At 40.8% G+C, this 20,910-nt stretch carries 15 protein-coding genes, 13 tRNA genes and 1 rRNA gene; 7 read left to right on the top strand and 22 right to left on the bottom strand.

From position 1 onward, the window contains the following. Window positions 1–145: 145 nt before the first annotated feature. Together pbp3 (V471_RS03325) and pbp3 (V471_RS03320) are read left to right on the top strand one after the other, a co-directional pair. Window positions 146–1,393: a D-alanyl-D-alanine carboxypeptidase PBP3 gene (gene pbp3, locus V471_RS03325; RefSeq protein WP_002886348.1), complete on the top strand. Its 1,248-nt coding sequence runs from the start codon at window positions 146–148 to the stop codon at window positions 1,391–1,393. A 144-nt stretch (window positions 1,394–1,537) separates the two neighbouring features. Continuing rightward, window positions 1,538–2,794 (top strand): D-alanyl-D-alanine carboxypeptidase PBP3, encoded by a 1,257-nt coding sequence (gene pbp3 / locus V471_RS03320; RefSeq protein ID WP_045768740.1) that lies wholly within the window; start codon window positions 1,538–1,540, stop codon window positions 2,792–2,794. Window positions 2,795–2,922: 128 nt separating this feature from the next. Here pbp3 (V471_RS03320) and V471_RS03315 read toward each other — a convergent pair whose 3' ends face one another. Beyond that, window positions 2,923–5,373, bottom strand: a complete 2,451-nt coding sequence (locus V471_RS03315) for an ATP-dependent Clp protease ATP-binding subunit (protein ID WP_070849930.1) — start codon at window positions 5,371–5,373, stop codon at window positions 2,923–2,925. Further along, a complete protein-coding gene (locus V471_RS03310) occupies window positions 5,374–5,829 on the bottom strand; it encodes a CtsR family transcriptional regulator (RefSeq protein ID WP_014633783.1) in 456 nt (151 codons plus the stop codon). Between the two features lie 317 nt (window positions 5,830–6,146). Between V471_RS03310 and V471_RS03305 the strand changes: the two genes are divergently transcribed. Beyond that, a complete protein-coding gene (locus tag V471_RS03305; protein WP_002886344.1) occupies window positions 6,147–6,617 on the top strand; it encodes a COG2426 family protein in 471 nt (156 codons plus the stop codon). A 106-nt stretch (window positions 6,618–6,723) separates the two neighbouring features. Here V471_RS03305 and tsf read toward each other — a convergent pair whose 3' ends face one another. Continuing rightward, a complete protein-coding gene (gene tsf / locus V471_RS03300; protein WP_002886343.1) occupies window positions 6,724–7,764 on the bottom strand; it encodes a translation elongation factor Ts in 1,041 nt (346 codons plus the stop codon). Between the two features lie 110 nt (window positions 7,765–7,874). Further along, window positions 7,875–8,642 carry a 30S ribosomal protein S2 gene (gene rpsB, locus V471_RS03295; RefSeq protein WP_002886342.1) on the bottom strand — a complete coding sequence of 256 codons (768 nt, stop codon included), beginning with the start codon at window positions 8,640–8,642 and terminating at the stop codon, window positions 7,875–7,877. A 272-nt stretch (window positions 8,643–8,914) separates the two neighbouring features. Between rpsB and ahpC the strand changes: the two genes are divergently transcribed. The 4 genes from ahpC to V471_RS03275 all read left to right on the top strand — a co-directional run bounded on the left by ahpC (window position 8,915) and on the right by V471_RS03275 (window position 12,392). Then, a complete protein-coding gene (ahpC, locus tag V471_RS03290) occupies window positions 8,915–9,475 on the top strand; it encodes an alkyl hydroperoxide reductase subunit C (RefSeq protein ID WP_084871103.1) in 561 nt (186 codons plus the stop codon). 16 nt (window positions 9,476–9,491) lie between these two features. After that, window positions 9,492–11,024, top strand: coding sequence for an alkyl hydroperoxide reductase subunit F (gene ahpF, locus V471_RS03285; protein WP_004182171.1), 1,533 nt, complete (start codon window positions 9,492–9,494; stop codon window positions 11,022–11,024). Between the two features lie 175 nt (window positions 11,025–11,199). After that, a tRNA-Cys gene (locus tag V471_RS03280) sits at window positions 11,200–11,270 on the top strand. Between the two features lie 135 nt (window positions 11,271–11,405). Next, the gene (locus tag V471_RS03275; protein ID WP_084871102.1) at window positions 11,406–12,392 is read left to right on the top strand and encodes an IS30 family transposase; all 987 of its coding nucleotides are present in this window, start codon (window positions 11,406–11,408) and stop codon (window positions 12,390–12,392) included. A 53-nt stretch (window positions 12,393–12,445) separates the two neighbouring features. Here the strand turns inward: V471_RS03275 and V471_RS03270 are convergent, their stop codons facing one another. The 18 genes from V471_RS03270 to rrf form a co-directional block, all read right to left on the bottom strand. After that, window positions 12,446–12,991 carry an NAD(P)H-dependent oxidoreductase gene (locus V471_RS03270; protein ID WP_084871101.1) on the bottom strand — a complete coding sequence of 182 codons (546 nt, stop codon included), beginning with the start codon at window positions 12,989–12,991 and terminating at the stop codon, window positions 12,446–12,448. Window positions 12,992–13,078: 87 nt separating this feature from the next. Beyond that, window positions 13,079–13,507 (bottom strand): MarR family winged helix-turn-helix transcriptional regulator, encoded by a 429-nt coding sequence (locus V471_RS03265; RefSeq protein ID WP_002886332.1) that lies wholly within the window; start codon window positions 13,505–13,507, stop codon window positions 13,079–13,081. Between the two features lie 132 nt (window positions 13,508–13,639). Next, complete coding sequence (locus V471_RS03260) at window positions 13,640–13,870, bottom strand: GlsB/YeaQ/YmgE family stress response membrane protein (protein ID WP_002886331.1); 231 nt, start codon at window positions 13,868–13,870, stop codon at window positions 13,640–13,642. A gap of 19 nt (window positions 13,871–13,889) precedes the next feature. Next, window positions 13,890–15,131 carry an aminopeptidase gene (locus V471_RS03255; RefSeq protein ID WP_013989920.1) on the bottom strand — a complete coding sequence of 414 codons (1,242 nt, stop codon included), beginning with the start codon at window positions 15,129–15,131 and terminating at the stop codon, window positions 13,890–13,892. A 163-nt stretch (window positions 15,132–15,294) separates the two neighbouring features. After that, window positions 15,295–19,689, bottom strand: a complete 4,395-nt coding sequence (locus V471_RS03250) for a PolC-type DNA polymerase III (RefSeq protein ID WP_049529005.1) — start codon at window positions 19,687–19,689, stop codon at window positions 15,295–15,297. Window positions 19,690–19,740: 51 nt separating this feature from the next. Continuing rightward, a tRNA-Leu gene (locus V471_RS03245) sits at window positions 19,741–19,824 on the bottom strand. A gap of 9 nt (window positions 19,825–19,833) precedes the next feature. Beyond that, a tRNA-Gln gene (locus tag V471_RS03240) sits at window positions 19,834–19,905 on the bottom strand. Window positions 19,906–19,913: 8 nt separating this feature from the next. After that, window positions 19,914–19,986: transfer RNA gene (locus tag V471_RS03235), tRNA-His, on the bottom strand. Between the two features lie 11 nt (window positions 19,987–19,997). Then, window positions 19,998–20,068: transfer RNA gene (locus V471_RS03230), tRNA-Trp, on the bottom strand. A gap of 5 nt (window positions 20,069–20,073) precedes the next feature. Next, window positions 20,074–20,154: transfer RNA gene (locus V471_RS03225), tRNA-Tyr, on the bottom strand. A 14-nt stretch (window positions 20,155–20,168) separates the two neighbouring features. Next, window positions 20,169–20,241 (bottom strand) — tRNA-Phe (locus tag V471_RS03220). 3 nt (window positions 20,242–20,244) lie between these two features. Further along, window positions 20,245–20,318: transfer RNA gene (locus V471_RS03215), tRNA-Met, on the bottom strand. A 9-nt stretch (window positions 20,319–20,327) separates the two neighbouring features. After that, window positions 20,328–20,417, bottom strand: a tRNA-Ser gene (locus V471_RS03210). 8 nt (window positions 20,418–20,425) lie between these two features. Further along, window positions 20,426–20,497, bottom strand: a tRNA-Glu gene (locus V471_RS03205). A 6-nt stretch (window positions 20,498–20,503) separates the two neighbouring features. Beyond that, a tRNA-Ile gene (locus tag V471_RS03200) sits at window positions 20,504–20,577 on the bottom strand. 33 nt (window positions 20,578–20,610) lie between these two features. Continuing rightward, a tRNA-Gly gene (locus V471_RS03195) sits at window positions 20,611–20,681 on the bottom strand. Between the two features lie 4 nt (window positions 20,682–20,685). Further along, window positions 20,686–20,758 (bottom strand) — tRNA-Val (locus tag V471_RS03190). Window positions 20,759–20,763: 5 nt separating this feature from the next. After that, window positions 20,764–20,879 (bottom strand): 5S ribosomal RNA (rrf, locus tag V471_RS03185). Window positions 20,880–20,910 lie beyond the last annotated feature (31 nt).

Raw genomic sequence — 20,910 nt, 5'->3', positions numbered from 1 at the left:
TCATTTGATATAACTTTCATTTTACCATAATATAGTCAAAAATGGCAGAGCTCCGGCATAAGTTAGCGCCCAAGTCTCCCTTTCTCTCAGATATTTAAGTCGTTTTGTGATATAATAAACACTTATGAGAGACAAAGGAATGACTATGAAAAAATTACAACACATCATTATGATTGCCTTAATCTTACTAGGCCTAGTAACACCTGCTCTAGCACAAGAACAGACAGATAACTTCAATGTTTCTGCTAAACATGCGATTGCTATCGAAGCAACTACTGGGAAAGTCCTCTATGAAAAGGACGCCACTACTCCTGATGGTGTGGCTTCAATGACTAAAATCCTAACAGCCTACATGGTCTATAAAGCAGTTGACCAAGGAAAAATTACCTGGGACACTGAAGTAGATATTTCAGACTATCCTTTCAACTTAACCGTTGATTCAGAAGTTTCAAATGTCCCACTAGATTCCCGAAAATACACTGTTAAACAGCTCCTGGATGCCACCCTCATTTCCAGCGCTAACAGTGCTGCTATTGCTCTAGCTGAAAAAATCTCAGGATCAGAGAGTGCCTTTGTTGACACTATGACAGCCCAACTTAAAGAATGGGGCATTACAGATGCTAAATTATTTAACGCTTCTGGCCTAAACAATAAATACCTTGGGGATAACCGCTATCCTGGCTCTAAAGCAGATGACGAAAATACTATGAGCGCTCTAGATGTTGCCATTATTGCAGACCACCTCATCAAAGACTATCCTCAGGTACTTGAAATCACCAAGCAAACCGAAACTGATTTCGAAGGTGACAACAAATTAACGACGCACAACTACATGTTGGAGGGGCAAGACAACTACCGTGAAGGCGTTGATGGACTCAAGACTGGAACAACTGAACTTGCAGGGGCATCCTTTGTAGCCCACGCCAATGAAAATGGCATGAGTTTAATTACCGTTGTTATGAATGCGGACAATGGCGGAGAAGATGAAGCAGCCAGATTCACGGCCACAAATGAGTTGCTAGATTATGTGACTCAAAACTGGAAAATCAAAACCCTCAACACCAAGGGACAAATCGTCAAGAAAAATGATATTAAGGTAGCCGATGGAGACAGTCAAACCATCTCTGCTAAACTCGAGTCAGACCTTACAGTCGTTCAAAAAATAAACAGCAAAAATGATGCTGTTAAAATCAAAGCAAAAACTATAACAGCCCCTATCAAAAAAGGTGACACTATTGGAACAGCGACCTTTGATGATAAGGATCTCGTTGGAACAGGTTACATCTCTGATCCACCTCAAATTTCTGTAACAGCTAACCAATCTATCAAGAAAAGTTTCTTCTTAAAAGTTTGGTGGAACCATATCGTTAATTTCTTTACAGGAAACAAGTAAACACAAAACTACCTTTTAGATATCAAAAGGTAGTTTTATCTTGCTTTAAAAATTATTCTTGTAAGTAAAAGCTCCTTCTCAACACCTTAAGTTCCTCTCAAAATGTGGTATAATAAATATCCAAAACACATGAAGGAACAAACCATGAAAAAACTGATTACGCTTATGATGACCTTCTTACTCTGTCTGGGTAGCGTAGCCCCTGCTTTTGCAACAGATAAGAAAAAAGGATATAATGCCGCAGCCAAACATGCCATCGCTGTCGAAGCTAATACTGGCAAAATTTTATACGAAAAAGATGCAACCACCTCTACGGGGATTGGCTCTATTACCAAGCTTCTAACAGCCTATATGGTTTATAAAGCGGTAGATCAGGGAGACCTCAAGTGGAACAGCAAAGTTGACATTTCTGACTACCCCTTTGAACTAACTGTCAGTACCGGAGTATCTAATATTCCACTAGACGCCCGCAAATACACTGTCAAACAACTTCTTGACGCAACTCTTATTTCCAGTGCCAACAGTGCATCTATTGCTCTAGCCGAGGAAATCGGAGGAACCGAAAGTAAGTTTGTCGACATGATGAAAGCCCAACTTAAAGATTGGGGTATCACTGATGCCAAGATTGTCAATGCCTCTGGTCTCAATAATTCTTACTTAGGTGACAATATCTATCCAGGCTCTAAATCAGACGAAGAAAATACCATGAGTGCTAAAGATGTTGCTATCATTGCACAACACGTAGTGAAAGAATATCCTGAAATTCTCGATATCACTAAAAAAACTGAAGCTGATTTTGATGGTGTCAACAAACTCAAAACCTTCAACTATATGCTCAAGGGACAACCTAGTTACCGTAAAGGAGTGGATGGCCTAAAAACAGGGACCACTGATTTAGCCGGTGCTTCCTTCGTGGCCCACTCAAATGAAAGTGGCATGAGCATTATCACAGTCATTTTGAATGCTGATAATACCGATACTGATGACTACGCCCGTTTCACTGCAACCAATGACCTACTTAATTACGTAGTCTATCATTGGGAAAGCAAGACCATTGCCAAAAAAGGACAAGCCATCGGTAAAAGCCAAGCCCCTGTCCTTGATGGGAAATCTAAGCAAGTCACTGCTGTTGCTAAGTCTGACTTTAATATCATCCAAAAAATAGATGCTAACAATAGTAAACATATTAAAGTTACTACAAATCAAGTCCAAGCCCCTGTCAACTCAAGTGACAAGGTTGGAACTGCTACCTTTGAAGATAAGTCACTTGTAGGAGAAGGTTACTTGCCTAACCAAGGTATGCCTAGCATGGAACTGGTTGCTGGTAAAGAAGTTAAGAAAAGCTTCTTCCTCAAGGTCTGGTGGAATCACTTTGTCAACTTTGTCAACGAAAAACTCTAATTATTACAGTCGAGCTTTGCTCGGCTTTTTCTTTTACCCCATCTTTACAGAAAGATTGACTCTATCTTGACTCCTATTGACACAAAAAAAGACAGACTACACCTGTAATCTGTCTTTTTGTTTGATTTTTACACTACTGTAAAGGTTAATTTATCTTTCGAGCAGCCGATTTTAAGAGTTTGTCCACTAACTACTTGACCACCTAGTAAGAGCTCAGATAACTTGTCCTCCACTTGAGTTTGAATCGTGCGACGTAATGGACGAGCACCCATCTCAACATCATAGCCATCTTTAGCTAAATGCTTGAGAGCAGCTGGTTGGAATTTCAAGTCAATCCCTTTTTCAGCCAAAGCTGATACCAACGGTTTCATCATAATCTTGACAATCTCACGAAGTTGCTCTTCCTCTAGACTATGGAAGACAACCTTCTCATCAATACGGTTGATAAACTCTGGACGGTAGGCCTTCTTAAGTTCTTCCATGATACGTGACTGCATTGCTTGGTGATTATGAGAAATGTCTTGGGCACCAAATCCAATAGTCTTATCATCACGAAGAGCAGTCGCTCCCAAGTTCGAAGTCATAATGATAATGGTATTTGAGAAATCGACTTTACGACCTCGACTATCCGTCAAGACACCATCATCCAAAACCTGTAAGAGGATGTTGAAAATATCTGGGTGAGCCTTTTCCACCTCGTCAAAGAGGAGAACTGAGTAAGGCTTATTGCGAACTTTCTCTGTTAATTCACCACCCTCATCATATCCAACATAACCTGGAGGAGCACCATTAAGGCGGCTAGCCGCAAATTTTTCCATGTATTCTGACATGTCAAAGCGAAGCAAAGCTGACTCATCATCAAAGAGAACTTCCGCCAAAGCCTTGGCCAACTCTGTCTTACCAACACCAGTAGGTCCAAGGAACATGAAGGAACCAATCGGACGTTTTCCAGTACGAATACCTGACTGGTTACGACGAATAGCACGACTAATCGCTGAAACTGCTTCGTCTTGACCAATAACACGTTTATGAAGCTCTGCTTCCAGATTCAAGTAACGCTTGCTATCTGCCTGAGTCATCTTCTCAACAGGAATACCTGATAGACGACTAAGGGTTTGCATAATCTGATCTGCATCTACCAAGGCAGGTTCTGGTAATTTTGCTTTTTGGCTAGCTTTATATTGTTTAACAGCAGCCTTCATATCACCAGATAGAAGCGCTTCATCCAAAGGCGTTATCTCACGTTTGGCTTCTTTTTTGATACGACCTTGAACAGTTGCACTCGCTTCATCTAAAAGATCAATGGCAGAGTCAGGCAAGTTTTTACTCGTCAAATAACGGTGGGCTGCCTTGACTGCTGTCTCAACCGCCTCATCAGTAATCGTTACACGATGATAGTCTTCATAAGACGAACGTAGGCCTTTTAGAATATCAATCGCCTCAGGTACACTTGGCTCCTCAATTGTAATCTTAGCAAAACGGCGAGAAAGAGCTGCATCTTTCTCAATATGCTTCTGGTACTCAGCTTGAGTAGTTGCTCCAACCATATGAAGAGTTCCACGTGCTAGAGCGGGTTTCAAAATATTCGCCGCATCTAAGGTGCTATCAATACCTGAACCAGAACCAATAATCGTATGCAATTCGTCAATAAAAAGAATGATTTTTCCATCAGCTTCAATCTCATCAATGATCTGATTCATACGTTCTTCGAAATCGCCACGGAAACGTGTTCCTGCAACCACACTCATCATATCAAGCTCTAAGATACGCATATCAGCCAACTCAAAAGGTACTTCGCCTGAAGCAATACGCTGTGCTAAGCCAAGCGCAAGTGCCGTCTTACCAACACCTGCTTCACCCACAAGAACTGGGTTATTCTTCGTTTTACGACTCAAAACCTGAATCATGCGTGAAATTTCTTTCTCACGTCCAATAACAGGATCAAGAGCACCTGACTCGGCTACTGCCGTTAAGTCCTTGGTATAATCTGACAGTTCCCCAGTAGAAGATTGAGGAGGCTGCATCATATTAGCAAAATTTCCTGATGCCTTTGATTTTTTAGGCTTACGAAGGTCATGAATGGCCTTCAAATCTTGCTTACTAAGACCTGCGTAACGCTCCAAAGAACGTCGTAAATCGATAATACGAGGCTTATCGCTGTCATCCTTATATTGAAAACCAGCAACTTCAAGGAGACGACAAACCATCAAATCCTTATGAAGAAGGAAGGCCATCAATACATGTTCAGACCCTACCTCTACAGCACCAGTCACACTAGCAATTCCCTCTGCCTCTTGCAACATAACCTCTAAAGCATGTGACTGTGCACGTAAATCGATAATATCGGATTCAGACAAGTCTTTTGGACTTTTCTCCATCGCTAGTACAGCGGCTGTCTCAATCTCTTCCGCACGAATACGGTCCTCAAAATCAGTAAATGTTAGGTAGGCTACAGATCCTGGAACCTCAACCATAGCCAGAAGCACATGCCAAGTCTCCAAGAAAGGACTTCCAAAACGCTCTGCCTCAAGCTGAGCACGATGGAAAATGGCCTGCATTTTTCTTGAATATGTCGTCATCTAATTTCCTTTTCTATCCAATCTAAGTAATAGCGAGCGTAGAATACGCGAACGAATAGCAGCCGCATCTTCGCCTAAAACATCATCACTAGCAGTTGCTAAAATCAAATTTCCCTCACGTTCAGTGATGATTTTTTCATCAAAAAGCAACTGAATCAAGTCTGTAAATACCTGCTCGCTGAGCTGATCTGCCAAGTTCTGAAGCAAATCATTAATCATGTGGTGCTTGTCGGAGAATCTGACCTTGACGATACGAATATAACCGCCACCTCCACGTTTACTCTCAACAATATAACCACGACTTTCTGTAAAACGAGTCTTAATAACATAGTTAATCTGACTCGGTACAACTTGAAAAGTATCTGCTAAGTTCGAGCGTTGAATCTCAGCAATTCCAGACTGGCCCAGCAATTCTTTAATATATTCTTCTATACTATCTGATGTATTTCTTGCCATCTTAATTCCTCCAGTCTAATTTGACTATAACTGACTATTATTATACCAAAAATGTCAGCTCATGGGAAACTATACCTTCAAAAAGCTTTTTAAAGTTGTCATTAGAGACCATATAAGATACAATAAATAAGACTGGAATATTAGGTAACTTAAGGTGTTTGATTCAAATTTTCTATCCACTTTAACAGGCTGAAACCCACCTAATCCAACAAGTACTTTTTAGCACTTTCGCAGTAGTACTAGTCTTATCACTCTTGATAAAGCTCATCTCACTTTGAGTCTTATCTCTTATTTTATTTCCCTATGAAAGGTTACTCATGAAATACATCATTGCACTCTTAATCTCTATGATTCCTTTAGTTGAGCTCCGTGGAGCCGTACCTGTCGCTATCGCCTCAGGTATTCCTTGGTGGCAAGCCCTAATTCTTTGTGTCATTGGGAACATGATTCCAGTTCCAATTATCTTTTTCTTCGCCCGCCGTGTTCTCGAATGGGGGGCAGACAAACCTCTAATTGGTGGCTTCTTTACCTGGTGTCTTAAAAAAGGTCACAGTGGGGGCCAAAAACTTGAAAAAGCTGCCGGAGATAAGGGAATCTTCTGGGCCCTTCTACTTTTTGTGGGAATTCCGCTTCCAGGAACAGGAGCTTGGACTGGTACCCTAGCAGCATCTATCCTAGATTGGGACTTTAAACGTAGTGTTATTGCTGTTATGCTTGGGGTTATCCTTGCAGGTATCATCATGGGAACACTCTCTCTTCTACTTGGTGTAAATACCTTCGCTCATTAATTACTTTTTCAACGTCTGGGGCATGCTCAGACGTTTTTTAATAGCAACAAAAAAGAAGTTACGATTCATTCACGTAACTTCTTTTCTTTTTATCTAGCAACTAGAATTAGTTGTTAAGCGCTGCTGCCATTGTAGCTGCAACTTCTGATTCAAAGTCGTTAGATGCTTTTTCGATACCTTCACCAACTTCAAAGCGAACGAATTCTACTACTGAAGCGTTTACTGATTCAAGGTAAGCTTCAACTGTTTTGCTGTCGTCCATGATGTAAACTTGAGCAAGAAGTGTGTATGCTTGGTCAACTTTAGTGTTGTCAAGCAAGAAGCGGTCCATTTTACCTGGGATAATTTTATCCCAGATTTTTTCTGGTTTACCTTCAGCAGCCAACTCAGCTTTGATATCTTCTTCAGCTTGAGCAAGAACAGCATCAGTCAATTGAGCTTTAGAACCATATTTAAGGTGTGGAAGAGCTGGTTTGTTAACCATAGCACGGCTTTCGTTATCTTGATCGATAGCGTGGTTAAGTTGTGCCAATTCATCTTTGACAAATTGTTCGTCCAATTCAGTGTATGAAAGAACAGTTGGTTTCATCGCTGCGATGTGCATTGAGATTTGTTTTGCAAGAGCATCATCTCCACCTTCGATAACTGAAACAACACCGATACGTCCACCGTTGTGTTGGTAAGCTCCGAAGTGTTGTGCATCAGTTTTCTCAACAACTGCAAAACGACGGAATGAAATCTTTTCACCGATAGTAGCTGTAGCAGTTACGTATGCAGCTTCAAGAGTTTCACCTGAAGGCATAGTCAATGCAAGTGCTTCTTCGTTGTTAGCTGGTTTACCTTCAGCAATTACTTTAGCTGTTTCGTTTACCAACTCAACGAATTGAGCGTTCTTCGCAACGAAGTCAGTTTCAGCATTAACTTCAACAACTGCTGCAACGTTACCGTTAACGTAAACACCAGTCAAACCTTCAGCTGCAACACGGTCAGCTTTCTTAGCTGCTTTAGCCATACCTTTTTCGCGAAGCAATTCAATCGCTTTTTCGATATCACCTTCAACTTCAACCAATGCTTTTTTAGCGTCCATGACACCAGCACCAGATTTTTCACGCAATTCTTTAACAAGTTTAGCTGTAATTTCTGCCATTTTGTTTTTCTCCAAATTTATTTTATCAAACTAAGGGGCAGGGCTGAGCCCCGCCCCTTAGGTGTTTGTCGTATCTTTAGTGGGCATCGAGCCCAAACCAATCTTAAAGATTAGTTGTTGTCACCTTCGACAACTTCAACGATTTCTTCGATTGAATCAGCTGCAGCTGCTTCTTGGAAATCTGCAGAAGCATCTTCACCTTGGTTACCTTCGATGATAGCATCAGCCATTTTTGAAGTGATCAATTTAACGGCACGGATAGCGTCATCGTTAGCTGGGATGATTACATCAATCTCATCTGGATCAGCGTTTGTATCAACCATCGCTACAACTGGGATACCAAGTTTTTTAGCTTCTTTAACAGCGATTTGTTCTTTGTGTGGGTCAACGATGTAGATTACATCTGGAATGCGAGGCATATCTTCGATACCACCCAAGAATTTTTCAAGACGTGCACGTTGTTTGTTAAGAAGTGCAACTTCTTTCTTAGGAAGAACTTCGAAAGTTCCATCAGCTTCCATTTGTTTGATTTCTTTCAAACGAGCGATACGTTTTTGGATAGTATCCCAGTTTGTAAGAGTACCACCCAACCAACGGTGGTTGATGTAGTATTGACCAGCACGAGTTGCTTCTTCAGCTACTGCTTCAGCTGCTTGTTTTTTAGTACCAACGAACAAGATTACTGCATCGTTAGCTGCTGCTTCACGAACGAATTCGTAAGCTGTATCAGCCATTTTTACAGTTTGTTGCAAGTCGATAACGTGGATTCCGTTACGTTCTGTGAAGATGTACTTAGCCATCTTAGGATTCCAGCGACGAGTTTGGTGACCGAAGTGAACACCAGCCTCAAGAAGTTGTTTCATTGAAATTACTGCCATGAGTATTTCTCCTTAAAAATTGTTTTTTCCTCTTCTAAGCTTTAGACTTGCAGTCCCACCCTGCGGCAACAAGACCACAATCGGCTTAGAATGAGTATTTGTCACTTTACGCAACTATAGTAGTTTATCAAAAAAAGTGACATTTGACAAGCTCTAAAATCAGTCTGACCATTAGAAAAAATTCACCCGTATTAAAATTGCAATCGTTTTCTTTGAGGTTGATAAGTATTTTGTTTATAATTAGGCTATCAAAAATAGAGGAGGACATTATTTTGTCATTAGTCGGAAAAGAAATTATTGAATTTTCAGCACAAGCTTACCACAACGGGGAATTCATGACTGTTACAGATGAAGATGTTAAGGGAAAATGGGCTGTTTTCTGCTTCTACCCTGCAGATTTCTCATTTGTCTGCCCAACTGAACTCGGTGACCTTCAAGAACAATATGAAGCTCTTAAATCTCTTGGTGTAGAGGTTTACTCTGTCTCTACTGACACTCACTTTGTTCACAAAGCTTGGCATGATGACTCAGATGTTGTTGGAACTATTACTTACCCTATGATTGGAGATCCTTCACACCACATCTCACAAGGCTTTGATGTTCTTGGGGAAGATGGTCTCGCACAACGTGGTACATTCATCATTGATCCAGATGGCGTTATCCAAATGATGGAAATTAACGCTGATGGTATTGGACGTGATGCAAGCACTCTTATTGATAAAGTCCGTGCTGCTCAATATATTCGCCAACATCCAGGTGAAGTTTGTCCAGCCAAATGGAAAGAAGGAGCTGAAACACTTACTCCTAGCTTAGATCTTGTAGGTAAAATTTAACAACCAGGGGGTATCCATGGTCTTAGATAAAGAAATCAAGACGCAATTAGCACAATATTTAAATTTACTAGAATCTGATATTGTATTACAAACAGACTTAGGGGATGACGATAATTCTCGAAAAGTAAAAGAATTTCTAGACGAGATTGCCGCTATGTCTGACCGTATTAGTCTTGAATCAACACATTTAAAACGTCAACCTAGTTTTGGTATTGCACAAAAAGGGCAAAAAAGTCGTGTTATTTTCTCAGGCTTACCAATGGGCCACGAATTCACATCTTTCATTTTAGCTCTCTTGCAAGTTTCTGGTCGTCCACCTAAAGTTGATGAGGACACTATCGAACGTATCAAGAAGATTGATAAACCCATCGATTTAGAGACTTATGTTTCATTAACATGTCACAATTGTCCAGACGTTGTTCAAGCCTTTAATATAATGGCTGTTTTGAACCCAAATATCACTCACACCATGATTGAAGGTGGGATGTATCAGGATGAGGTCAAAGCTAAAGGTATCATGTCTGTTCCTACGGTTTACAAAGACCAAGAAGAATTTACATCTGGTCGCGCAACCATTGAACAGCTTGTAGAAAAATTGGACGGACCACTTGATGCTGATGCCTTCGCTGATAAAGGTGTCTATGATGTTTTGGTTATTGGTGGTGGTCCTGCTGGAAACAGTGCGGCCATCTATGCTGCCCGTAAAGGTTTAAAAACTGGTCTTTTAGCAGAAACCTTTGGTGGACAAGTTATCGAGACAGTCGGCATTGAGAACATGATTGGTACGCTATATACAGAAGGTCCTAAGTTAATGGCCCAAGTTGAAGAGCATACGAAATCTTATGATGTTGATATCATCAAAAGTCAATTAGCTACTGGCATTGAGAAAAAAGAACTCATTGAAGTGACACTGGCTAACGGTGCCGTTTTAAAATCCAAAACTGCTATCCTAGCTCTCGGAGCCAAATGGCGTAATATCAACGTTCCTGGCGAGGAAGAATTCCGCAATAAAGGGGTTACTTACTGCCCACACTGTGATGGTCCTCTATTTGAAGGAAAGAATGTTGCAGTTATCGGTGGTGGTAACTCAGGTTTGGAAGCGGCTTTAGATTTAGCAGGCATTACTAAACATGTTACGGTCTTAGAGTTCTTACCTGAATTAAAGGCAGATCAAGTCTTACAAGAACGAGCTGCTAAAACTGATAATCTAACCATTCTTAAGAACGTTGCAACCAAAGAAATTGTTGGTCAAGATCATGTAACTGGTTTGAATTACGTTGAGCGTGATACAAACGCAGAAAAACATCTTGATCTTGAAGGTGTCTTTGTTCAAATTGGTCTTGTACCAAGTACTGCTTGGCTCAAAGATAGTGGCATTGAACTCAATGAGCGCCAAGAAATTATCGTTGATAAATTTGGTTCAACAAATATCCCTGGTATTTTTGCTGCAGGTGACTGTACAGATAGCGCCTACAAGCAAATCATTATCTCCATGGGGTCTGGTGCTACAGCTGCTATTGGAGCCTTTGATTACTTGATTAGACAATAATCAACACTAACATGTTAGTAATCAATCTACAACAGTTATAATTAATATGAAGAGGTTGAATGTCTTTCAACCTCTTTATGTTTCTTGTAAATAGGCAGTTTGAATAATCAACCAGTCAATTTGATGAAAGAGACTTGACGAATCTTTTTTTTTTCGATAGAATGGTATTTGTTATGGCGGTATAGCCAAGTGGTAAGGCACGGCTCTGCAAAAGCTTGATCGTCGGTTCAAATCCGTCTACCGCCTTTATAATACGAAGACACCTTAGGGTGTCTTTTTTTCATTATTGCATCTTGAATATACAATATAAGTGCACAATAAAAACTCATAAGATTTTCTAGTAAAATAGAATTGAACGAACTAGTTACGAAAGGAAATCTTATGAGCTACCATCATTTTACCATAGACGAGCGTGAAAGTATTCTCATTTACCGTACGCAAGGCCTAAATTTTTCTCAAATTGCTAAGTTACTTCATCGTCATCCATCTAGTATTAGTCGTGAGTGGAAGCGCCATACAAAATCAGGAGCTTATTCTCCAAATCATGCACAGGAATCTTACCATATGGCTAAATCACACTGTGGACGAAAACGTATGCTTGAAATAGATCACAATTTAAGCAATACCGTCAAACATCTATTTCTCGATTACCAATGGTCTCCTGAAGAAATAGAAGGTCGGTTGCAATTAGAGTACGGAAAAACTGTTATTAGTTATCAAACAATCTATAGAGCCATTTACCGAGGACATTTTGAGGATAACTCATTATCTCATGGTGCTCGTGGTGTCATTCGTAAACTTCGTCATCGTGGGAAAACACGTCATACTAAAGGTCATGTTGAAAATAGAGGGAAAATATCCATTTCTCATACAATTCACGAAAGACCAGAAGAAGCTAATAATCGAACTAGAATAGGAGATTGGGAAGCCGATACTGTTGCAGGTAAAACTGGAAAAGCTTGTTTAGTTACTCTAACAGACCGTTATTCTCGTTTTCTAAAAATCAAAAAGGTAGCTGTTAAGAAAAGCAAGTTGGTAATAGAAGCTATGGTAAAAATGTTAGAACCCTTGACGAAGTATACAGTAACTCCTGATAGAGGGAAAGAATTCACGTATCATCAGAAATTGAGTGATCAATTGAACATTGAAGTCTATTTTCCTGACCCTCATGCTCCATGGCAACGAGGAACCAATGAGAACACGAATGGATTACTTAGAGAATATTTTCCAAAGGGTAGTGATCTAACATTGGTTGATGATCAGACTATTCAGCTATGGGAGAACAAACTTAATAATAGGCCACGAAAATGTCTTAACTGGAAAACACCTTATGAAGTATTCTATGGGGAAAGTATGCACTTAATTTGACAATTCAAGGTATAAAAATACCCGAAGCTAGAAACCTCGGGTATTCATTATTCTTATTTAATCGCTTCAATCAAAGATTCCGCTTGATTCTGAAGGCTTTCAAGAACTTCTTCAGTCGCTAGGAATTTCCCATCCGCCCAGGCTGTATCATTTACACGTGTCGCTGTAAAATCACCGACCACTTGGGTACGGATAAATGGTAACAAGTCTTTGTAGGCATCAAAAAGTTGATTGTGACCACCATTAGCAACTGATGACACGGTTACAATCTTATCTTGAAGAGCTGATGGCCCTGAAGGATCTGATAGGTCAAGGGCACGGCTCAACCAGTCAAGCAAATTTTTCACTGGCCCAGGAATTGAGAAATTATAAACCGGTGAAAAAATCCAAATTGCGTCTGCTGCCAAGACCTGTTCTCGAACTTCTGCCAAAACTGGAAGAACCGGACTTTCTAAATCCTGATTAAAAACAGGTACTTGACTATAGTCAAGATAAGAAACATTAGCTTTACCAGCTAGCATTTTCTCAGCTTCTTCTGCTAATTGGTGGTTAAATGATCCCTTGCGAAGAGATCCAACGATAAATAGAATGTTTTTCATGATGCGTTTCCTTTGTATTTCTAATAATTAATATTTACTACTACATAGTAATATATATAATTCCATTAGAAATATAAAGAAATATGCTCAGACATTCTTAAATTTTTTCAGGAGCTCTACCAACTGTGCCTGCTCTTCAGGTGTCAGAACGGAAAAAGTCTCCTCAATAGCTCGCTGATGTGGCGGGATTGCTGCTTGAATAATACGACGGCCCTCATCCGTCAAATCAACCTCGAAAGCACGCTTATCTGTTTGGCAGGCTTCTCGCGTCAACCAACCTTTTTTCTCCATATTTTTAATGACAACAGTCATATTCCCGGAGGTGGCAAGCATGCGGTCAATTAATTCGCCAATCTTCATACGTCCTTTGGCATTAAGCACGTCCATGACACCAAATTGAGTTGGTGTCAAATTAAATTCTTTAAAGGTCTCAGAAACCTTGGCATCGATGGTACGAAAAGCCTTACGCATAACTACCATACTTTTTACAGCCATGTTTTTATCTAAGTCACTCATTTCTAGTCCTTTCCAAATAGATGCTGTTTTTATTACTCTACCACAGTTTTTCTAAAAGTGGTATATGAAAATGAAAAAATAAGAAAAAAGAGTCCTTAGATATCTAACCAATACCTCAGAACTCTTTCATTTCTAACTATTACGATTCCAAAAAAGGGCTAATAAGATAACAGCACCTAGTACTGAAGGAACGATAGCAGTATCTGCTAGCATCGGTCCCCAATTTCCAAAAAGAAGCTGACCAACAAAAGCACCTAGCCATCCAACAAAGGTCTTACCAATACAGCCCATATGTTCACCCCTATTTGATATAGCAGAGGCAATAAGGCCAATTAGAAAACCAACTATCATACTTCCAATCATGATAAATTCTCCATCATACTTAGATTACCCAATCCCCATTTCGGAAGATCGGTACACGACTACCATCTTGGCGGATACCATCAATATCCATTTGATTTGAACCAATCATAAAGTCTACGTGTACATCAGAACGATTAAGTCCAGCTTCCTTAAGCTCCTCTTCTGTCATGTCTGCCCCTCCCTTAACACTAGTAGCATAGGCTGCTCCAATAGCTAGGTGGTTGGATGCATTCTCATCAAAAAGAGTGTTAAAGAAAGTGATGCCTGACTGTGAAATCGGACTTGGATCTGGAACCAAAGCACATTCACCTAGAGCACGCGCTCCATTATTGTTGAAGACGAGATTCTTCATCACTTCATCACCTTGATCCGCTGTGATATCTACAATTTCACCATCTTTGAAGGTTACCTTGATTCCCTCAATAATATTACCATTGTAGCTTAGAGGCTTTGTGCTTGAGACATAACCATCTGCACGATGAAAATCTGGTGCCGTAAAGACCTCTTCTGTTGGCATATTAGGAAGGAAACCTTCACCTTGCGCATTAATGGCACCTGCAGACTCCCAAACATGGTTTTTAGGCAATCCTAGAGTCAAATCTGTTCCAGGTGCTTGGTAGTGTAAGGCTGAGAATTGTGCCTCATTGAGTAGGCGTGCTTTAGCATCCAAACGGTCAGCATGTTCCTTCCAGGCACGTACAGGATCCTCTTCATAAACACGACAGGTCTTGAAAATTTGATCCCAAAGTAAATCTACAGCTTCCTCATCACTCGAAGCATCAGGAAAGACCTTCTTAGCCCATTCCTTACCAGCTGCAGCAGCTACAGTCCAACTAACCTTATTAGACTGAGTTGCCACCTGCATAGGTTTAAAGGCCACTCCAGTAGCTTTAGCATGAGCAGATAAACGTTCCGGAGCTACACCATTAAGGGCACCTGGATCTGATGAACGAACGCCTAAGCGACTTGCCTTCTTGGCCAACAAATATTCCATCTCAGCTTTTTTATAAGCAGGAACCTCTTCGATGCGGTCCATATCAGCATGCAAGAAGCGCTCGCGATTAATAATATCATCTGACCATTGAACGATTACCTCAGCTGCTCCTAGAGCATAGGCTTCTTTAACTAAGAGATGAGCTAGCTCTGCTTGTTCTACATCAATGCTCAAGGCCACTGTGTGACCAGGTTGTACATTAATCCCATTAGCAACCAGTAATCTAGCATATTTCTCAAGATTTTCTTTAAAATTTGGTAAAACCATAATTAACTCCTTGAAACTATAATTTTCTATCAGTATACCATAAGACGAAGAAAAAGGTTTCCTCTCAGCTTTGGCTTTTTAGCATCTCATGCAGCCCCCTAAACAAAAAGAGAACAGAGACTGACTCCATTCTCTCAAAGTTGATGACGATTCTCTTTAGCTATTAAAAGAAATCATCAAAAAGACTTAATTGATTATCTTCTGGCATATTTCCTAGGATTCCCATTTCATCCAATTTTTCAACCAAGGTAGATGATAGACCTCCTCGTTTACGCAATTCTGTCTTGGAAAGGAATTCACCTTCCTCACGCGCAGCAACCACTTGCTTAGCAACGTTCTCACCCAAACCTTCAAGTGCAATAAACGGTGGAATCAAAGTATCTCCTTCAATCAGAAATTCAGTTGCCTGACTCTTATAAAGATCCAACTGACCAAAGGTAAAGCCACGTTCTAACATTTCATTGACAATTTCAAGCGTCGTAAATAAGTCATTTTCAACATTAGTCGCTTCATTTCGTTGGCGTTTCTCCTTAATATCTTCCATTCGAGCTTTAACAGCATCAAGACCCGCAGACATCGTCTTAAGCTCAAATGCTTTAGCTCGAATTGAGAAATAGGCACAATAGTAATAAATAGGATGGTGCACTTTGAAATAAGCTACACGTAGGGCCATCATAACGTAGGCTGCCGCATGGGCTTTAGGGAACATGTACTTGATTTTACCACAAGATTCAATATACCAGTCTGGAACATTATTTTCACGCATAGCTTGAATATAGCCATTACGCTCTTCTTCGGAAATCTTCAACCACATCCCCTTACGCACACGTTCCATGATTGTGAAGGCCATCTTAGGATCTAATCCCGCATGCATTAAGTATACCATGATATCATCACGACAACCGATAACTGTTTTCAGAGTGGCGATACCTTCCTTAATCAAATCTTGTGCATTACCTAACCAAACGTCTGTTCCGTGGGACAAACCAGATAACTGTAAGAGTTCCGCAAAGGTCGTCGGATGCGTCTCGTCGACCATACCACGAACAAAGTTAGTCCCAAACTCAGGGATTCCCAACATTCCCGTTGGTGTCCCAATCTGTTCAGGTGTTACTCCTAAAATATCAGTCCCTGAAAAAAGTTTCATTACATCTGGATCATCTGCTCGAATATCTTTTGGATCAATTCCTGATAAATCCTGCAACTTACGAATCATAGTCGGATCATCATGTCCCAGAATATCAAGCTTCAACACGTTCTCATCAATATCGTGGAAGTTAAAGTGAGTCGTCTGCCAGGCAGCCGTTACATCATCAGCCGGATATTGAACAGGTGTGAAATCATAGACATCCATATAATTTGGAATAACAACAATACCACCCGGGTGCTGACCAGTGTTTCGCTTAACACCCGCAGCCCCCATGGCTAAACGATCGACCTCGGCATCACGGTAAAACTTATTGTAATCACGTTCGTAACCTTTAACAAAACCATAAGCAGTCCGATCTGCAACAGTTCCTACTGTTCCGGCACGAAAAGCATATTGTTCTCCAAAAATATCACGAACGTCCAAGTGGGCTGATGGCTGATCATCTCCGGAAAAGTTCAAATCGATATCAGGTACCTTATCCCCATCAAAACCTAGGAAGGTCTCGAAAGGAATATCCTGACCATCTTTTTTATACTCCGTTCCACATTCTGAACATTCCTTATCAGGCAAATCGAAGCCAGATCCATAGGAACCATCTGTAATAAACTCTGAGTGTTGACAATTAGGACATAGATAATGAGGTGGCATCGGATTGACCTCAGTAATTCCAATCATCGTCGCAACAAAACTAGATCCGACAGATCCACGCGAACCAACTAGGTAGCCACGTTCATTTGAACGGTTAACTAGCATCTGCGAAGCCAGGTAGATTACGGCAAAACCATTACCAAGAATTGAAGACAACTCTTTCTCAATTCGCAGGTCAATAATATCAGGTAAAGGATTACCATAGAGCTCAAACGCTCTAGCATATGTCATCTCCGCAACCTGTTCTTCCGCTCGATCAATGAAAGGTGTGTACAAGTCTTTTTTGACAACCTCAACCTCTTCAATTTGATCTGCCATAGCCTGCGTATTAGTTACAACAATTTCATAGGCTAAGTCTTTTCCTAAAAAGGCAAAGTCGTCTAGCATCTCGTTAGTTGTCCTAAAATGAGCTTCAGGTAAAGGAGCAGGTTTCGCATTTTCTCCCTTACCAATTGGCCTATTAATCATGGCTCCTTGTCCCAAAGCGCGAACAATGATTTCACGATAAATGGCATCCTCAGGGTTGATATAGTGTACATTTCCTGTAGCCAGCACAGACTTGTCCAGACGATTAGCGACTTCAATCAAATCTCTAATCAGTTGTTCTATAGCCGCCTCATCCTTGATTAAATCCTTTGCAATCAAGGGAGCATAAATTGCCGGTGGCATAACTTCAATAAAGTCATAATATTTGGCAACTTCAACCGCCTTGTCAATACCGTGAGACAGAAGCGTATCAAAAACCTCACCATCAGCACAAGCAGAACCTACAATAATTCCCTCACGATACTCATCTAAGACCGTACGAGGAATACGTGCTACTCCCTCAAAGTATGAGACATTTGATAGACTTACCAACTTAAAGATATTCTTCAAGCCAGTTTGATTCTGAACATATAGAGTTGCATGTTTGACACGAGATTTTTTATACGAATCTTCAGAAACCAACTCCGTGTTCAACTGTTCCAGATTAGTCAAACCGTGCTTATCAAACACATCTTTTATGAAGATAAACAACAAACGACCCGTAGCTTCCGCATCATAATTGGCCATATGGTGATGATCCAAAGCCACACCAAACCGCTTCGTCAAAGGACCCAAACCATGACGCTTATACTCAGGATAAAGATTTCGTGCAAATTCTAAAGTATCAATAACCGGTTGTGAAATTGTTGGTAACTGATGTCTTTCGTAATTGGCATTCATAAAACCAACGTCAAAGGTCGCATTATGGGCCACTAGAACAGTTCCTTGACAGAATTCTTGAAACTCCTGTAAAACTTGCACTAAAGGTTTAGCACCCTTAACATGATTATCAGTAATACCGGTCAACTCAGTAGTAAATGCAGAAAGAGGATGTCCTGGATCTATGAATTCATCAAATTGCTCAATAATATTACCTTTATGCATTTTTGATGCCGCAATCTGAATCAAATCATTATGAACAGCAGACAAGCCCGTTGTCTCAACGTCAAATACAACATAAGTTGCTTCTTTTAATTCCAAATCCTCAGAATTATAAACAATAGGAACTTTATCCTCAACAAGATTGGCTTCAAGACCAAAAATAGCCTTAATCCCAGCTTTCTTAGCCCTATGGTAGCCATGAGGAAAGCTCTGAACATTAGCATGATCTGTTATAGCAACTGCTGGGTGTCCCCAAGAGGCAGCAGTATCAATAAGATCTTCAACAGTTGGCATTGCATCCATAGTAGACATGTTGGTATGCGCATGAAATTCTACACGCTTTTGTCCCTCAGGCATCAAATCCTTACGAGGAGTATGTGAAATTTCTTTAATATCTTGCACATTCATAGTCAGACTATGAGTGAAAGGATTATTCTCGATACGGCCACGAACCCTTACCCAGTTCCCCTTTTTTATCATATCGAACTTAGCAAGCTCATCACTATCTTTGACCCATCGTTGCATAGCAAAACTAGAGGTATAATCAGTTACCTTGAAATTAATAATAATTCGACCCGTCTTAGTTTCACGTTGCTCTACATCAAAAATATATCCTTCAAAAACAACACGATTCTCTTCAGAATTAATATCAACCATTGGCGTTATTTCAGCCTTATCAAAACTAGCTTGACGTTGACTTTGTTTCTCAGCAAAATTTTGTGATGGTTCGGTCACAGGTTTCGGTGCTGGGGCACTTTCAAGAATAGATTGAAGCGCTTGTCTTGCTTGAGACTCAGCTTGTTCTTGTAAAGAAACCTTATTTGTTTGGTAAGCCTCTTCTAAAGAAGATGAAGCTTCCTTATCTTCGACAACAGAAATGGATACATCAGATAAACCAACTTGAGAAAGAGATTTAGATATCAAAGAAATAAATCTATCTTGTAAATTTTCCTTTATAATATGCTCTGGAGCCTTAACAAAAATACTATTATTCGAAATCTCAACCTTTAGATTTGAGAATAAAGAATAAGTAGAAAAGTGTGACACTTTTAAACTATCTAAAGCATATGAAAAGTAATCTCCAAGTAAAGAATCATCGCAAGCAGTAGAAACTAAACGAATCTCAAAAGAAGCTTTAGCACCTAAAGAATTAAAAGAAGAGTGAAGTAAACTATCAAAAAGAGCAAAAGACTCATAAGACAGAACACTAGGAAAAGAAAAAACAAAGAACCATTGGCGTTTTGATTTAAATAGCTTTACTGTTTCAATAGAACCATCTTTAATTTCTTTAAAAGCATCGTGATCCTCAGGAAAACGAATTTGTTTTAAGAGAAGCTGAAATTTATCAGACATAAAAAATAAACTCCTATAGACAAAAAAACACTCCTTAAGGAGTGTAACTTATACCGGCGGCCGGGGTCGAACCGGCACGTCCTTGCGGACACTGGATTTTGAGTCCAGCGCGTCTGCCAATTCCGCCACGCCGGCAAAGTATAACTGGGGTAGCTGGATTCGAACCAACGCATGAGGGAGTCAAAGTCCCTTGCCTTACCGCTTGGCTATACCCCAAAAATATAGGCGAATGAGGGGAATCGAACCCCCGAATGTCAGAGCCACAATCTGATGTGTTAACCACTTCACCACATTCGCCACTTTACTAACACGGGCAGTAGGAATTGAACCCACACTGAAGGTTTTGGAGACCTTAGTTCTACCTTTAAACTATGCCCGTAACTATGGAAGGGGAGGGATTCGAACCCCCGAACCCGAAGGAGCGGATTTACAGTCCGCCGCGTTTAGCCTCTTCGCTACCCTTCCAAAATATAAACAAATGGCGCGAGACGGAATCGAACCGCCGACACATGGAGCTTCAATCCATTGCTCTACCAACTGAGCTACCGAGCCATATTGCGGGAGCAGGATTTGAACCTACGACCTTCGGGTTATGAGCCCGACGAGCTACCTAGCTGCTCCATCCCGCGTTAATTATAAGGAGGATGTGGGATTCGAACCCACGCACGCTTTTACACGCCTGACGGTTTTCAAGACCGTTCCCTTCAGCCGGACTTGGGTAATCCTCCATAAAATATAGTCCGTACGGGATTCGAACCCGTGTTACCGCCGTGAAAAGGCGGTGTCTTAACCCCTTGACCAACGGACCATATAATGGGCACGAGTGGAATCGAACCACCGACCTCACGCTTATCAGGCGTGCGCTCTAACCATCTGAGCTACGCGCCCAAGCTAAATGCTTGGTTATTTGTTTCCAAATAAAGCGGGTGACGAGAATCGAACTCGCGACAACAGCTTGGAAGGCTGTAGTTTTACCACTAAACTACACCCGCTTAATGGGAGTTAACGGGATCGAACCGCTGACCCTCTGCTTGTAAGGCAGATGCTCTCCCAGCTGAGCTAAACTCCCTTTGCGCTAAGCGACTACCGTATCTAACAGGGGGCAACCCCCAACTACATCAGGCGTACTAGGGCTTAACTTCTGTGTTCGGCATGGGAACAGGTGTATCTCCTAGGCTATCGTCACTTAACTCTGAGTATTCTCAACTCAAAATTGAATAT

This window comes from Streptococcus salivarius (genome assembly GCF_002094975.1).
Lineage (GTDB): Bacteria > Bacillota > Bacilli > Lactobacillales > Streptococcaceae > Streptococcus > Streptococcus salivarius_D.
Note: the sequence above shows the minus strand (reverse complement) of the source record. Positions and strands in the feature narration are given on the sequence as shown.